The organism is Streptomyces odontomachi (assembly GCF_024435355.1).
In the GTDB taxonomy this organism is placed as follows: Bacteria; Actinomycetota; Actinomycetes; order Streptomycetales; family Streptomycetaceae; genus Streptomyces; species Streptomyces odontomachi.
On record NZ_JAMJWG010000027.1, the window covers coordinates 21,673 to 34,966 of the forward strand.

The following is a 13,294-nucleotide window of genomic DNA, read 5'->3' on the forward strand; positions in this document are numbered from 1 at the left end:
GCGCCGCCCGTGGCACGGTGCTGCCCGGTGGCGTCGACGAGCCCGAGGACTGCCTGCGGCCCTGGCAGTTGGACCGTACCCGGGCGCCGGTGGCCACCAAGATCGTGGTGGCCGGCGGGTTCGGCGTCGGCAAGACCACGTTGGTCACCACCGTCTCGGAGATCAGCCCGCTGGAGACCGAGGCGCTGATGACGGTGGCCAGCGAGGAGATGGACGACCTCACCGCGACACCGGACAAGTCGACGACCACCGTCGCCATGGACTTCGGTCGGATCACCCTCGACGACGATCTGGTGCTCTACCTCTTCGGCACCCCTGGCCAGCGACGTTTCTGGTTCATGTGGGACGATCTGGTGCGTGGCGCGATCGGCGCCGTCGTTCTGGTGGACACCCGCCGGCTTCAGGACTGCTTCCCGGTGCTCGACTACTTCGAGAGCTGTGGCATGCCGTACGTGGTCGCGGTCAACCACTTCGAGGGCACGGAGAAGTTCGCCGCCGAGGATGTGCGGGACGCCCTGACGGTGCCGGTGCACGTTCCCGTACTGGTCATGGACGCCCGGTTGCGGATCCCGGTGGTCGAGACCCTGCTCGCCCTCGTGGGCCATGCCCTGGACGCCACTCCCGCCTGACGGGTCGCCGCTCGCCGCCACCGGCCCCGGAGAACCGATGCCGGGGTTCGCGCTCGAAGAACCAGCAGGAGGAGACCCCGCATGCGGAAGGTACTCGTCGTCGGAGCCGGCCAGTCCGGACTCCAGCTCGCCCTCGGCCTCCAGGGGCACGGGTACGAGGTCACCCTGATGTCCAACCGGACGGCGGACGAGATCCGCTCCGGGCGGGTGATGTCCACGCAGTGCATGTTCGACGCGGCGCTGCACCACGAGCGGGATCTGGGCCTGGACTTCTGGGAGTCCGAGGCGCCCCGCATCCACGGCCTGGGCCTGTCCGTCGCGGGCCCGCCCGACGCGTCCGGCTCCTCGTCACGGGTCATCGACTGGCTCGGCCGGCTGCCCGGCCACGCCCAGTCGGTGGACCAGCGGCTGAAGATGGCCGGCTGGATGGACACCTTCGTCGAGCGCGGTGGCCGGCTCGTCGTGCACGGCGTGACCGTCTCCGACCTGGACTACTTCGCGCGCTCGAACGACCTGGTGCTGGTCGCCGCCGGCCGCGGCGAACTCGGCTCGCTCTTCGCGCGCGACGCCGCCCGTTCCCCGCACACCGAGCCGCAGCGTGCCCTCGCCGTCGCGTACGTGCACGGTCTCGGCCCGCGCCCCGAGCACCCGGACGTGGAGGCGGTGCGCTGCAACCCGATCCCCGGGGTGGGCGAGCTGTTCGTCATGCCCACCCTGACGACGTCCGGGCGGGCCGACATCCTCTTCCTGGAGGGCATCCCCGGCGGCCCGCTCGACGTCTTCCAGGGCGTCAAGGACCCCTCGGAGCATCTGGCGCTGACGCTGGAGCTGATGGAGCGGTTCACGCCGTGGGAGTACGCGCGCGCCACCAAGGTGGAGCTGACCGACGAGCGCGGCACGCTGTCCGGCCGGTTCACCCCCACGGTGCGCCGGCCCGTCGGGCAGCTGCCGGGCGGTGGGGCGGTGCTCGGTGTCGGCGACGTCGTCGTCACCAACGACCCGATCACCGGCCAGGGCTCGAACTCCGCCGCCAAGTGCGCCGCGCTCTACCTGGACGCGATCCTCGCGCGGGGCGACGAGCCCTTCGACGAGGCGTGGATGACGGCCACCTTCGACCGCTACTGGTCCGAGGTCGCCCAGCACGTCACCAAGTGGACCAACGCGATGCTCGCCCCGCCGCCGGAGCACGTCCTCGGCCTGTTCGGCGCGGCCGGCGAGCACCAGGAGGTCGCCGACCGGGTGGCGGGCGGCTTCAACGACCCGTCGGACTTCGAGAACTTCTTCTACGACCCGGAGCTGACGGGGCAGTACCTGCGGCAGGTCGCCGGCCAGGCCTGACGGGCCACCGGGCTGCCCGCCACGTGCCGGCGGCCGTTCCCCGGGCCGGCCGCCGGCTCAGCCGGGGCGTACCGCGCCGAGGACCGGGTTGGAGCGCACCGGTGACACCTTGACCCGCTCGCCGGGACGCGGGGCCTGTACGACCATGCCGCCGCCCACGTACAGGGCGACGTGCGTGGCGGTCGGGTAGTACACCACCAGGTCGCCGGGGCGCAGCTGGTCCATCGACACCCGGGGCAGGCTCCGCCACTGGGCCTGGCTGGTGCGCGGCAGCGTCCGGCCGGCGTGCGCCCATGCCTGCGAGGTGAGTCCGGAGCAGTCGAACGCGTCGGGCCCCGCGGCGCCCCACCGGTAGGGCTTGCCGATCTGCTGCACCGCGTACCGCAGCGCGGCGGCGCCGGCCTTCGACGGTGGGCGGGAACTGCTGAGCGCCCTGCTGAGCAGCGAGCGGGCCGAGCCGGTCAGCCCGGTGAGGCTCGCGGCTGCTGCGGTGGCCTGCGTGCTCCGTTCGGGCTCCGGCCGGGTGTCGGGTCGTGCGGTGCCACGGGCCGTGGCCTGCGGTGTGGCGCCGAGCGCGGCGAGCTGCTTCTCCACGGCTTTCAGACGGGCCCGCGCGGCGTCGCGTTGCCTCTTCTGGCGGGCCGCCCGTGCCTCCTGCGCCTTGGTCCTGCGGTGCGCGTGGGCCGCGAGCGTGCGCGCCCGGCGTTCATCGTCGGTGAGCCGGTGCACCACCGAGGCGCGCGCCGCGGACACCCGTTGCAGCATGTGGCCCTGCTCCAGCGCGTGCTGCGGGTCACGGGCGAGCAGCAGCTGGACGTACGGCGAGAGCGCGGTGCTGCTGCCCTGGTACTGCAACCGGGCCAGCCGCCCGGCGGCCACCTTGCTGTCGTGCAGGGCACGCTGGGCCCTCGTCAGCCGCCGGTTCAGGCCGGCGGAACTGCCGCGCCGGCGTTGCAGCGTGCGCTGCGTCGTGCGGTAGGCGGTGTCGGCGGCCTCGGCGGTGGCGTAGAGGCGCCGTAGGTCGTTCAGCAGCGCGGTCACCGAGGTTTCGCCGGCGCCGGGTGCGCCCGGCGCGCCCGGTGCGGCAGCGCGGCCGGTGGTGGCACGGTGCGCGGTGTCGCGCGTCGTGGTGCCACGGTCCGCCCCGGCGCGGTCGGTCGTGCCGCGGCCGGCGCCGGCGCGGGCTGTACCGCCGCGGTCCGTGCTGTCGCGGTCCGTGCTGTCGCGCTCCGGCGCGCCGGCCCGTGCGCCGCTGCCGGCCGCCGGACCCGATGGCGCCGGCACCGGTCCGGGTTGCGCGGACGCCGGCGTGCCCGCGACGAGTGAGCCTGCCGCGACAGCGGCCGCCGCGGCCGTACAGATCCCCCGTACGAGCCTGCCCGTCATGTGGTCACCTCCGCAGCGGGCGACGGGAGGTCCGTGCGCACCGCACGGTGGAATGTCCCGGGCCCGGGGGGCGACGCTCACCTGTGCTGGGCGGTTCGGCCCAAAGATCTCACCCGCGCGGGGCGGGAACGGTGACCTTGCCGGCCACCGGAGGGCAGCCGATCGGGTGACCCGGGCGGGAGGTGGACGGGCGGGAGACGGAGGGGCGGGAGACGGAGGGGCGGGAGACGGAGGGGCCGCGGGGGAGGGCAGGCGTCCGTCCTGCGGTCGGCACGCGCTCGCTGCACGGGTGGTGCGTCAGGCCGTCGGCCCGCTCGCCGGTCGGGTCCACGGCCACTTGAGGCGGCCGCCGCGTCCCGAGGCGGTGCCCTCCGGGTCGTACTCGTAGCGCCAGCCCAGTTGCAGGCCCAAGCGCCTGCTGTAGCCCGCGGCCACCCGCCGGTAGACCAGGACGGCCGGGGCGCCGCCCGCGGCGTCCGGCACCGGGACCCGGTAGACCTTCGGCGGCTGGCCCGTCGGGCCGACCAGCACCGGCAGCACCCGGCCGTCCAGGGGACCGCCGACGAAGGCGGTGTCTTCGCTCCTCACCGCACCAGTGTCACCCGGGCGACGGGACGCCGGGCGTGCGGGTGGCTTACGGGGGCGCGCGATGGCACGCGCACCGGTCGGTTGCCGTGCCGTGGGCGCCGGTCACGCCAGCAGGCCCGCCGACTTCCACATCCGGCGGCCGACGCCGCGCAACACACCCACGTCGTCCAGGAAGTCCGTCAGCCGCTTGGCGCCGGCCTGCATCACCTCGCGGCGGTGCGGGCTGGCCTTCACCTGGGCCACCGCCTCGTGCCGGTCGAGGCCGGCGTCGGTGTAGACCTGCGGGTTGACGAAGGAGAGCGCGAAGACGCGCGCGGACTGGCCGGACGTCACCCGGGTCATCCGGCGCTGCCACTGGGGGGCGGTCACCATCTGGCGGCGCAGTTCCTCGCGCGCGTAGCGCACGTGGCGGGCCTCCTCGACCACATGGATCCGGGTCACGCCGCGCACCAGCGGCTGGACCCGCTCGTCGGGGAAGGTCAGCCGCTGCATCCAGTCCAGGATCTCCTCGCCGAGCAGGGTCCCGGCGAAGGAACCCGGGGTGGTCGACACCGTCTTCATCACCCGGGCCAGGTTGTGGTGCAGCGGGGTCACCCGGTAGGTGGGCAAGCCACCCTTGTGGATCAGCCGGGCGAACATTTTCGAGTGCCGGCACTCGTCGGCGATCTCCGTGAGTGCGTAGCGCACGTGTGAGCTCGTCGGCGACATGTCGTAGATGTGCCGCACCAGCAGCTGCATGAGGATGACCTCGAACCAGATGCCGAGGGAGGCGAGCGAGGCGTTTTCGAGCCGGGCGAGGTTCATCCGCTGCTCTTCTGACATCCGCCGCCAGAGCGGTGTGTCGTAGAGGGAGACCAGCTCCGGCGGCCAGAACCACTTGCCTTCTTCGAACGGTGCGTCCCAGTCGAGCTCCGTGTCCGGGTCGAAGGAGTGCTGGTCGGAGGCGAGGAGCAGCCGTTCGGCGACCTGCTCCCGGTCCTTGAGCACCCCGAGTGCGTCCCGCAGCTTCGCCTCGTCCGGCAGGGTCGTCATGCTCTCCCACTCCGTTCATCCGGCCGTGCTTCGGCACACCCCGGGGTGTTACCGCCGGTCACACCTTCATGAGATCGCTCCGGGTCGGGGGCGTCAATCCCTTGAGGGGAGTTACTGCGTTTTCCCGGGGATGCTGTGGTCCACAGTCGCTCCGCGACGGGCCGGACCCCCAGCCGGAAGAGCAGGCCAGCTGGGGTGTCCGGCGCGGACATCACGTGGGAAACCTGAGTATGCAGGCGTGCGGGACCGTCGTTCGCGAGCAGTGCGCCCAGCCGCGGTCTGCCCGACGAACGCGCCGCCCGGCCGGGGCCGTTGTCGACCGGCGGCGTGCTTGCCGACGCGCCGCCGGACTTGGTCCCATGGTCGGGCACACCGCGGTCCGGACCGGGCGCCGGCCGGGCGCGGGCCGGGCACCCGGCAGACCCGGATCGGGGCACGGCCGTGCCGGACCGGCGTGCGGGACCGGTGTGGGGGGACTTGGCGAGACCCGGTGCGGCTGAGACCGGGGTGCCCGCGGGTTACCGTGCGGGTGAGGCGGCGGTGAATGAGGAGGCGAGTGGTGCAGGCTGGGTGCGGGCGCACGACGATCCCGGGATGCCGGCGCACGACAGGTCCAGGACACAAGCGCACGACGGATCCGGGGCGGGAGCGCACGATGGACGGGGAGAGGGACGGTGACGGGGGCGCACGACGACCCCAGGGCGCGCGCACGGAGGCGGGGCCGGCATGAGTGAGCTGCGCGTCGTACCGTCCTGGCGGCACGGCCGGGCGCGGCTCTACGTGAGCCTCCCGGACGGCGGAAACGTCGCCTGGTTCGACCGGGACGCCTCCCGGGTGAACATCCTGCGCCAGGACCTCACCGAAACCGTCCTGGAGGCCCTGGCGCCCTACCTGGCCGGCGATGTCACGGTCGGTCCGCCTCCGGTGCCGACGCCCGCCGAACTGGCCAGGCTCGCCCTGCACCCCGACGACGACCTCGCCCCCAACCGTCCCGGCGAGGCGCTGCGCGTCTCACTGGAACGCGAACCGGCGGCCGTCCGCCGCCTCCGCCCCGACCCGCGGCGCCGGGCACTGGCCGCCGAAGAGACGGTGGGCGAGGCGCTCGACCGGATGGAGGCCGCGGGCTGGCGCACCCTGCACTCCCTCCTGCTGCCCGGCGCCGACCGCATCCACCACCTCCTCATCGGTCCCGGCGGGCTCTTCGCCCTGCACGCACTGCATGCGCACCGCCGCCGGGTGCGCATCACCCCGCCGGTGGTCGACCTCGGCCGCGGTACCCACGCGCCGCCGCTGTCCCGGCTGCGTGCCGACGCCGACCGTGCCGCCCACGCCCTCGACGTGGAGGTGCGCCCCGTCCTGGTGCTGGTCGACCCGGCCGCCGTCGAGTTCCGCACGCCCGCCCGCGACGTGCACGTCATCCGGGACACCGAGCTGCCGATGCTGGGCCGCGAAGGCGTCGTCCTCAAACCGGCGGAGGTGGAGACCCTGTACGGCACGGCACGCGACCGGCACACCTGGCTGCGGCTGTGAGGCAGCCGGGGGAGGGCGACGGGCCTGACGGGTCGCCCGCCTCCGGGCTGCACGGCTGCGGGTTTCACCCCTCGGGCAGCGTGCCCGCCCGTTCCTCCGCCAGCAGGGGCGCGAGCAGGTCGCCGTGCTCGTGCAGCCGGTCCGGGACCTCGGCGGCGGTCACCACCAGGTGCGCCGGGTCCCGGCACGCGGCCACCTCGTCCCAGGTCACCGGCGCCGAGACGGTCGGCTCCGGCTGGGCGCGCAGCGTGTACGGGGTGGCGGTGGTCTTGGCGGCGGCGTTCTGGCTGAAGTCCACGAAGACCCTGCCGGTGCGCAGGCTGCGTTTCATCAGATGGGTCACCAGTTCGGGGAAGGCCCGCCCGGCCGCCACGGCGAGCCGTCTGGCATAGGCCGTGACCTGCGACGACGCCACCGGCTCCAGCGCCACCAGCAGATGCAGCCCCTTCGATCCGGAGGTCTTGGGATGCGCCTCCAGGCCGTCCTCGGCCAGCCGCTCGCGCAGCCACAGCGCCACCCGGCAGCACTCGACCACGGTCGCCGGCGCCCCGGGGTCCAGGTCGAACACCAGGCGGTCCGCCACGCCGTAGGCGCCCGCCCGCCACTGCGGGGTGTGGAACTCGGGCACCAGGTTCGCCGCCCACATCAGGCTGGCCAGGTCCGACACCAGGACCTGGCGCGCCGGGCCGTCGGAATGGGGCACCTCGGCGGTCCTCACCCAGTCGGGCGTGCCCGGCGGCACGTTCTTGGCGAAGAACCGCTGCCCCTCGGGCCCGTCGGGGAAGCGGAGGAACGACACAGGGCGGTCGTCCAGCTGGGCCAGCAGGGGCTCGGCCACCGTCGCGTAGTAGTGCAGGACTTCCGCCTTGGTGAAGCCGCTGCGCGGATAGAGGACCTTCTCCAGATTGGTCAGCGACAGCCGCCGTCCCTCCACCTCCGTGATCGGCGTCATACGACGAGCGTCTCATGAATGCCGTGAAATAACATGAATCCACTGATACGCACTCGGAACCATGGCAAAGGTGCGGAACGTGCGATCCATCTGGAACGGAGCCATCTCCTTCGGCCTGGTCAACATCCCCATCAAGCTGGTGAACGCGACCGAGAGCCACTCGATCGCCTTCCGGCAGATCCACACCGAGGACGGCGGCCGGATCCGCTATCGCAAGGTGTGCGAGCTGGAGGACCGGGAGGTCACGCAGGACGAGATCGGCCGGGGCTACCAGGAGCCGGACGGCTCCATCGTGCCGATCACCGACGACGATCTCGCCGCGTTGCCGATCCGCACCACCAAGACCGTCGACATCGTCGCCTTCGTCCCGGCCGAGCGCATCGACCCGTTGCAGATGGGCACCGCGTACTACGTGCAGGCGAACGGGGCCCAGGCCACGAAGCCGTACGCCCTGCTGCGCGAGGCGTTGCGGCGCAGCGGGCGGGTGGCGATCGCGAAGTTCGCGCTGCGCGGGCGGGAGCGGCTCGGCATGTTGCGGGTCGTCGGAGACGTGATCGCGATGCACGGCCTGCTGTGGCCCGACGAGATCCGCTCCCCCGAGGACGCCGCACCCGAGGTCGAGGTCACGGTGCGCGATGCGGAGCTGGACCTCGCGGACACGCTGATGGCCACGCTCGGCGAGGTCGACCTCGACGAACTGCACGACGACTACCGCGCGGCCCTGGAAGAACTGATCACCGCGAAGACCTCGGGCGAGCCCCTGGAACAGCCGGCCGGGCCCGAGACCGGCGGCAAGGTCATCGACCTGATGTCCGCCCTGGAGAGCTCGGTACGCGCTGCGCGGGAGTCCCGTGGCGAGGGTGCGCCCGAGGAGGAGGGCACGGAGCCTTCCGCCGGCCGGCGCCGGGCGGCGCGCAAGACCGCGAAGTCGACGGGGAAACAGGCGGCCAAGAAGACGGCGGCGACCCCGGCCCGAAAGACGGCCGAACGGAAGACGGCGACTGCGAAGAAGGCCGCGACCCGGAAGAAGTCGGCGACCACGAAGAAGACGGGCCAGCCGAAGAAGACCACCACCCGGGGACGGAAGTCGGCCTGAACCAGCGCCGACCCTCGGCCCGCGATACGCCCGCCCGCTGGTCGAACCCGACGGGCGCAAGTCGGCCTGGGCGTCGGTGCGCTGGCCGCGATGCGCCCCTCGGTCGGTGGAGGCCGCTGGGCGTGTTCTGGCTGGCTCGCAAGTCGGCTGAGCGGAAGGCGGGGGCTTCGAAGGAGCCTGCGATCAAGGCTGTGCCCGTGCGGGAGAGGTCGGCCTGAGTGCCGGTTTCCTGCCCGCGATGCGCCCCACGGTCGGACGAACCGACGGGAACCCCCTGAGCGGAGTGGCTACGGCGTTCCCGTCGCGCTGGGGAACGTGCTCGGATTCCTCGTGCCGGGCCCTTCCTCGGCCGTGGTCCGGTGGATCCGACGGTCGGGCCTGGTGGTTCCCTTGACCCTCTCGTCGTTCCTGTCCTTCCCGGGTTCGTCGGTCTTCGTGGCCCCGTCGTTCTTCTTGCCCTTGTCGTTCTTCCTGGTCTTCTTCTGGCCCTTTCCCTGGTCCCCGGCAGCACGCCCCTTGGGCGTCCTGTCCTCGTTCCCCTTCCCTTTCGCCTTCCCGTTGTTGCCCTTCCCGCTGCTCCTGCTCCCGGTCGCGTCCCTGTTCTTGTCCGCCTTCTCGTGCTGCTTCCCGTGCTTGCCCCCGCCCGGCTTCCGGGTGCCCTCGCCGGTGCCGGGCGAGGTGGGTGGGTGCGGCGCGGGGTGGGGTGAGGCGTGGGTGCCGAGGCCGGCCGACGGGGACGGGGAGGTGTGCGGGGCCGTGGGGTGCCCGGGACGGTGGGGGAGGGTGGCGAGGGCGTAGGCCACGCCACCGAGCGCGAGGCTGACCGCGAGGGCCAGTGCGGCGGCCCGCCGGGCACCCTTGAGCCCTGGGCGCACGCCGGGGTGCCAGTCGTCGCGTTTCCGGGTGCGGGTTCGGACCGGGGGGCGGGCCGGCGGGGTGGGGTGCTGCGCGCCGCGGAAGGCTTCCAGCGCCCGCTCCAGGGCAACCGGATCGATATCCTCCGACCGTGGCACCACGCGCAGCAGCGCCTCCACGACGCGCTGCTCCACCGGTTCGTCCGGCCGCCGAGACGTCTCGTTCATAGCGACTTCCCCAGGGTGTGGGGCCCGCCCTCCGGCACGCCGCGGTCACCTAACTGCCGGGCCAGCCGTTTCAGCCCGCGGTGGGCGGCAGAGCGCACGGCTCCGGGGCGTTTGCCCAGCACCCGCGCCGCCGCGGGGCCGGTCAGCCCGACCACGACCCGCAACAGCACCGCCTCCGCCTGGTCCTGCGGCAGGGCCGCGATCAGCCGGAGCGCCTGCTGGGTGGTGATGGCCTCGATGGCCTGGTCGTGGGTGTTCAGCCCGCCGGGCAACTCCAGCATCGACGGGTCGACGAAGGCGGACCGGGGGCGCACCTTCTGCCTGCGGAGGTGGTCCAGGGCGCGGTGCCGGGCGATGGTGGCCGTCCAGCCGCGGAAGCCGTTCGCATCGCCGCGGAACCTGCGCAGGTCGCGGGTGATCTCCAACCAGGCCTCCGCGGCGACGTCCTCCGCGTCGTCGCCGACGAGGCCGCGCGTGTAGCCGAGGATGCCGGGGTGCACCGTGCGGTACACCGTGGCGAACGCTTCCTCGTCGCCTTCCTGGGCGCGGGTGATGGCCTCTTCCAGCACGCGATCCTGCGGCCGCTCGCGGCGGACACGGCCAGCCTGGTTCACAACGCCCCTCTTCGTACTGGTCCGGCACAGGTCCCGTGCACCCCCGGCACGCTGCCCAAAGCGTGGGGGAGGTGCCAAATATCACATGAACATCAGGGTCCTGTCGCTGACTTCACGAAGTCAGCGCTCCGGCCCGACCGCCCCGGGAGCCGTGACTCCCCGACGGTCGGGCCGGGTGTGCCGCCTGGTGGAGGGCAGGTCAGGCGTGCTTGGCGGGGGCGACCGAGCCGAAGTTGTGCACCGCCTGGTAGTACGTCCACGCCGTGCCGTCGCAGGCCGACTTGGTGGCGCCGCTGTAGGTGGCGCAGACCCGCTTCAGGTCCTCGTACAGGGCGCTGTCGAGACGGTCCTTGTTGGCGGGGAACTGTCCGGCGTCCTTGTAGTTGCGGTACCCGAAGTCATGGCGGGAACAGGCGTCCTTGAACGGGAAGCCGAACGGGTTGTCGGGGGAGTCGCTGCAGTAGTCGGTCGACCAGTCGAACCCGTAGGCGGACCAGGCGCCTTGGTTGTTACGGGCGGCCATGAAGGCGTTGTAGCTGGCGGCGCTGGTCTGGGTCCAGCTGCTGAGGACCTGGAGCTTGTCGGCGGGGGCCGCGGAGGCGGAGGCGGTGGGCAGCAGGGTGGCGGCGAGGGCGAGACCGGTGGCGGCCAGCGGAAGCGCGAATCTGCGACGCATGAGCGGTGAACTCCTCTGTGGGGGACGGTGCGGTGCCGACGGCCGGATCGGCCGGGACGGTCACAGCGTTCGGCGCCGCGCTGTCGTGGTGTCGTACGACACGTGGACGCGCGGCGACATGTCACCCGCGTGGTGGTGACGACCGTCCCGACCGTCAAGTCCGCCCGGGTGCCTCAGACTTACCCCGATGTGACGCGCGTAACTCCGGTCCTGAGCCGGATTGTTACGCGCGTAGCGCATACCGCCGTGCGACTCGCGCGGGATGGTGCGCGACGGGTGGAATGCGCCTGCGAATACGGCGGACGCGCCGGCGGAAGCGGTGCCCGGTCACAGAAGGGCGCCGCTCCCGCGGGCTCGATGCGTTCTCCCTCGCGCGCTACGTCAGCGCGTCACCGACTGAAGTCAGTACGCCACCGGCCAGCCGCTGCTCCAGTCGAGCAGGTTGACGCCCAGCTTCGGCGTGCCGTTGTCGTTGCCGTCGTAGTAGTGGTAGACGAGCAGGTCGCCGTCCACGTCACTGAGCACCGACTGGCCACCGGGGCCGATGTAGCGGCCGTGCGACTCCAGGACGGGCGTGCCGCCGCCGTTCATCAGGGCGACGCCGCTCTTGTCCGTGTACGGGCCCGTGACGCTGGACGAGCGGCCCACCTTGATCTTGTACGTGGAGCTGGTCCCCGCGCAGCACTTGTCGTACGAGCTGAACAGGTAGTAGTAGCTGCCGTGCTTGATGACGTACGGCGCCTCGATGGCCGTGCTGCTGGTGGTGGCCAGCGAGTAGCGGGTGGTGTCGCTGCCGGACTGCTTGCCGGTGGAGGAGTCGATGCGGATCATCTTGATCCCCGTCCACCAGGAGCCGAACGACAGCCACCAGGAGCCGCTGCCGTCGACGAAGAGGTTCGGGTCGATGGCGTTGTAGTCGCTGGAGGAGCTGGACGTGTACACCGTGCCCTTGTCGCTCCAGCTGCCCGCCTGGCCGGTGCTCGACGTGGCGAGCCCGATGGCGGAGGTGTTGGAGCCGAACGAGGAGACGGCGTAGTACAGGTAGTAGGTGCCGTTGTGGTACGAGACGTCGGGCGCCCAGGCGTCCGTCCCCGAGGTGTACTTGCTCCACCAGCTCGGCGCCGACGAGAAGGCGGAGCCGCTGCGGCTGAAGGCGGTGCGGTCGCCGGAGGTGCGCAGCTCGAGACCGTTGTGGGTCGAGTAGAGCAGGTACTGGCCCGAGGGGGTGCGGGCCATGCTCGGGTCGTGCACGACGATGTCGCCGCTGACCACACCCGGGTTCGGGTAGGCCGAAGCGGCGGTCGGCAGCAGGGCCAGCAGCAGGGCGGCCGGCAGGGCGGCCAGCGCGCGGGCGGTGCGCCGGCGGGTTAACCGCGGCGTGGCGCCGAGGCGCCGGCGGAGGGCGCCGGTACGGCTGAGGCGACTCATGCGTGTCTCCTGAGGGGGTCTGTGATGTCAGGGTGTCCGTGGTGATGAGCGGCCCCGGGATGCAGGAGTGTGAGGGGCCGATCACTGGCCCGCGAGGCCCGTATGGGCGACCCCGCGGACGATCTGACGCTGGAAGAGCGTGAACACGACCAGCAACGGCAGCCCCGCCATGACGACCGAGGCCATCATCTGCGCGTAGCGCACCCCGTACGAGGACTGCACGTTGACCAGGCCGACGGGCAGCGTCATCCCGTTCGGGTCGGTGGTGACCAGGAACGGCCACAGGAAGTTGTTCCAGGTCGAGATGAAGGTGAAGATCGCCACGGCGGCGAGCACCGGGCGGGACAGCGGCAGCACGATGGTGAAGAAGACCCGCCAGCGGCCCGCCCCGTCGACGAAGGCGGCCTCCTCCAGCTCCCGCGGCACGCCGTCGAAGAACTTCACCAGGATGAACACCATCGCGGGCACGGCGACCTGCGGCAGGATCACACCCCAGTAGGTGTCCACCAGACCGAACTGCACCATCTCCGCGAACAGCGGCGCGATCAGCACCTGCGGCGGCACCATGATCCCGGCGAGGACCACCGCGTAGAGCACCTTGCGACCGCGGAACTCGGTGCGGGAGAAGCCGTACGCGGCCATCGAGCAGAGCAGGACGGTCAGCAGGGTCGTCATCACCGAGATGTACGCGGTGTTGAACAACCAGCGCACCAGGTCGCCGGAGTCCCACACGCGCTGGTAGGCGTCGAACGTGAGGTGCGAGCCGATCCACTTCAGCGGGGTGCTCGTCGTCTCGCTGTCCGGCTTCAACGAGGTGGCCAGCGCCCACGCCAGCGGCAGCACCCACACCACCGCGAGCAGCAGGGACAGCGCCAGCATGCCGATACGGGCGGGCGTCCAGCGGGGCCGGCGACCGCTGTCACCGGAGGCGGAACGGGTGGCA

Annotated in this window: 13 protein-coding genes; 4 read left to right on the forward strand and 9 right to left on the reverse strand. The window is 72.2% G+C overall.

Annotated features, from left to right (window positions below; translation table 11 throughout):
* The first annotated feature begins 17 nt into the window (after positions 1 to 17).
* Positions 18 to 629, forward strand: a complete 612-nt coding sequence (locus tag NQO67_RS37230) for a GTP-binding protein (RefSeq protein ID WP_255954976.1) — start codon at positions 18 to 20, stop codon at positions 627 to 629.
* An 81-nt stretch (positions 630 to 710) separates the two neighbouring features.
* A complete protein-coding gene (locus NQO67_RS37235; protein WP_255954901.1) occupies positions 711 to 1,967 on the forward strand; it encodes a styrene monooxygenase/indole monooxygenase family protein in 1,257 nt (418 codons plus the stop codon).
* Between the two features lie 57 nt (positions 1,968 to 2,024).
* Here the strand turns inward: NQO67_RS37235 and NQO67_RS37240 are convergent, their stop codons facing one another.
* The 3 genes from NQO67_RS37240 to NQO67_RS37250 all read right to left on the reverse strand — a co-directional run bounded on the left by NQO67_RS37240 (position 2,025) and on the right by NQO67_RS37250 (position 4,973).
* Positions 2,025 to 3,353 (reverse strand): C40 family peptidase, encoded by a 1,329-nt coding sequence (locus tag NQO67_RS37240; protein WP_255954902.1) that lies wholly within the window; start codon positions 3,351 to 3,353, stop codon positions 2,025 to 2,027.
* Positions 3,354 to 3,650: 297 nt separating this feature from the next.
* Positions 3,651 to 3,941 carry a DUF8847 domain-containing protein gene (locus NQO67_RS37245; protein ID WP_255954903.1) on the reverse strand — a complete coding sequence of 97 codons (291 nt, stop codon included), beginning with the start codon at positions 3,939 to 3,941 and terminating at the stop codon, positions 3,651 to 3,653.
* Between the two features lie 102 nt (positions 3,942 to 4,043).
* A complete protein-coding gene (locus tag NQO67_RS37250; protein ID WP_255954904.1) occupies positions 4,044 to 4,973 on the reverse strand; it encodes an AurF N-oxygenase family protein in 930 nt (309 codons plus the stop codon).
* A 726-nt stretch (positions 4,974 to 5,699) separates the two neighbouring features.
* On the opposite strand from NQO67_RS37250, the gene NQO67_RS37255 reads away from it, so the two are divergent.
* The gene (locus NQO67_RS37255; RefSeq protein ID WP_255954905.1) at positions 5,700 to 6,503 is read left to right on the forward strand and encodes an NERD domain-containing protein; all 804 of its coding nucleotides are present in this window, start codon (positions 5,700 to 5,702) and stop codon (positions 6,501 to 6,503) included.
* 64 nt (positions 6,504 to 6,567) lie between these two features.
* Here NQO67_RS37255 and ligD read toward each other — a convergent pair whose 3' ends face one another.
* A complete protein-coding gene (gene ligD / locus NQO67_RS37260) occupies positions 6,568 to 7,455 on the reverse strand; it encodes a non-homologous end-joining DNA ligase (protein ID WP_255954906.1) in 888 nt (295 codons plus the stop codon).
* Between the two features lie 79 nt (positions 7,456 to 7,534).
* Between ligD and ku the strand changes: the two genes are divergently transcribed.
* The gene (ku, locus tag NQO67_RS37265; protein ID WP_255954908.1) at positions 7,535 to 8,551 is read left to right on the forward strand and encodes a non-homologous end joining protein Ku; all 1,017 of its coding nucleotides are present in this window, start codon (positions 7,535 to 7,537) and stop codon (positions 8,549 to 8,551) included.
* A 287-nt stretch (positions 8,552 to 8,838) separates the two neighbouring features.
* On the opposite strand, the gene NQO67_RS37270 is transcribed toward ku, so the two are convergent.
* From NQO67_RS37270 to NQO67_RS37290, 5 genes are all read right to left on the reverse strand, one after another.
* Entirely contained in the window at positions 8,839 to 9,633 is a 795-nt protein-coding gene (locus NQO67_RS37270) for a hypothetical protein (RefSeq protein WP_255954909.1), read from the reverse strand.
* The gene (locus tag NQO67_RS37275; RefSeq protein WP_255954910.1) at positions 9,630 to 10,247 is read right to left on the reverse strand and encodes an RNA polymerase sigma factor; all 618 of its coding nucleotides are present in this window, start codon (positions 10,245 to 10,247) and stop codon (positions 9,630 to 9,632) included. Before NQO67_RS37275 ends, NQO67_RS37270 begins: the two co-directional genes overlap by 4 nt.
* Before the next feature lie 199 nt (positions 10,248 to 10,446).
* Positions 10,447 to 10,923, reverse strand: coding sequence for a phospholipase (locus tag NQO67_RS37280; protein ID WP_255954911.1), 477 nt, complete (start codon positions 10,921 to 10,923; stop codon positions 10,447 to 10,449).
* A gap of 402 nt (positions 10,924 to 11,325) precedes the next feature.
* Positions 11,326 to 12,351, reverse strand: a complete 1,026-nt coding sequence (locus NQO67_RS37285; protein WP_255954912.1) for an arabinan endo-1,5-alpha-L-arabinosidase — start codon at positions 12,349 to 12,351, stop codon at positions 11,326 to 11,328.
* Between the two features lie 81 nt (positions 12,352 to 12,432).
* Complete coding sequence (locus tag NQO67_RS37290; protein WP_255954977.1) at positions 12,433 to 13,230, reverse strand: carbohydrate ABC transporter permease; 798 nt, start codon at positions 13,228 to 13,230, stop codon at positions 12,433 to 12,435.
* Positions 13,231 to 13,294: the final 64 nt, after the last annotated feature.

What these genes read in the sequence shown, in the direction of transcription:
- NQO67_RS37250 (WP_255954904.1), bottom strand. Translation starts at nt 4,973, where the DNA reads ATGACGACCCTGCCGGACGAGGCGAAGCTGCGGGACGCACTCGGGGTG.
- NQO67_RS37240 (WP_255954902.1), bottom strand. Translation starts at nt 3,353, where the DNA reads ATGACGGGCAGGCTCGTACGGGGGATCTGTACGGCCGCGGCGGCCGCT.
- NQO67_RS37255 (WP_255954905.1), top strand. Translation starts at nt 5,700, where the DNA reads ATGAGTGAGCTGCGCGTCGTACCGTCCTGGCGGCACGGCCGGGCGCGG.
- NQO67_RS37270 (WP_255954909.1), bottom strand. Translation starts at nt 9,633, where the DNA reads ATGAACGAGACGTCTCGGCGGCCGGACGAACCGGTGGAGCAGCGCGTC.
- ligD (WP_255954906.1), bottom strand. Translation starts at nt 7,455, where the DNA reads ATGACGCCGATCACGGAGGTGGAGGGACGGCGGCTGTCGCTGACCAAT.
- NQO67_RS37285 (WP_255954912.1), bottom strand. Translation starts at nt 12,351, where the DNA reads ATGAGTCGCCTCAGCCGTACCGGCGCCCTCCGCCGGCGCCTCGGCGCC.
- NQO67_RS37280 (WP_255954911.1), bottom strand. Translation starts at nt 10,923, where the DNA reads ATGCGTCGCAGATTCGCGCTTCCGCTGGCCGCCACCGGTCTCGCCCTC.
- NQO67_RS37290 (WP_255954977.1), bottom strand. Translation starts at nt 13,230, where the DNA reads ATGCTGGCGCTGTCCCTGCTGCTCGCGGTGGTGTGGGTGCTGCCGCTG.
- NQO67_RS37235 (WP_255954901.1), top strand. Translation starts at nt 711, where the DNA reads ATGCGGAAGGTACTCGTCGTCGGAGCCGGCCAGTCCGGACTCCAGCTC.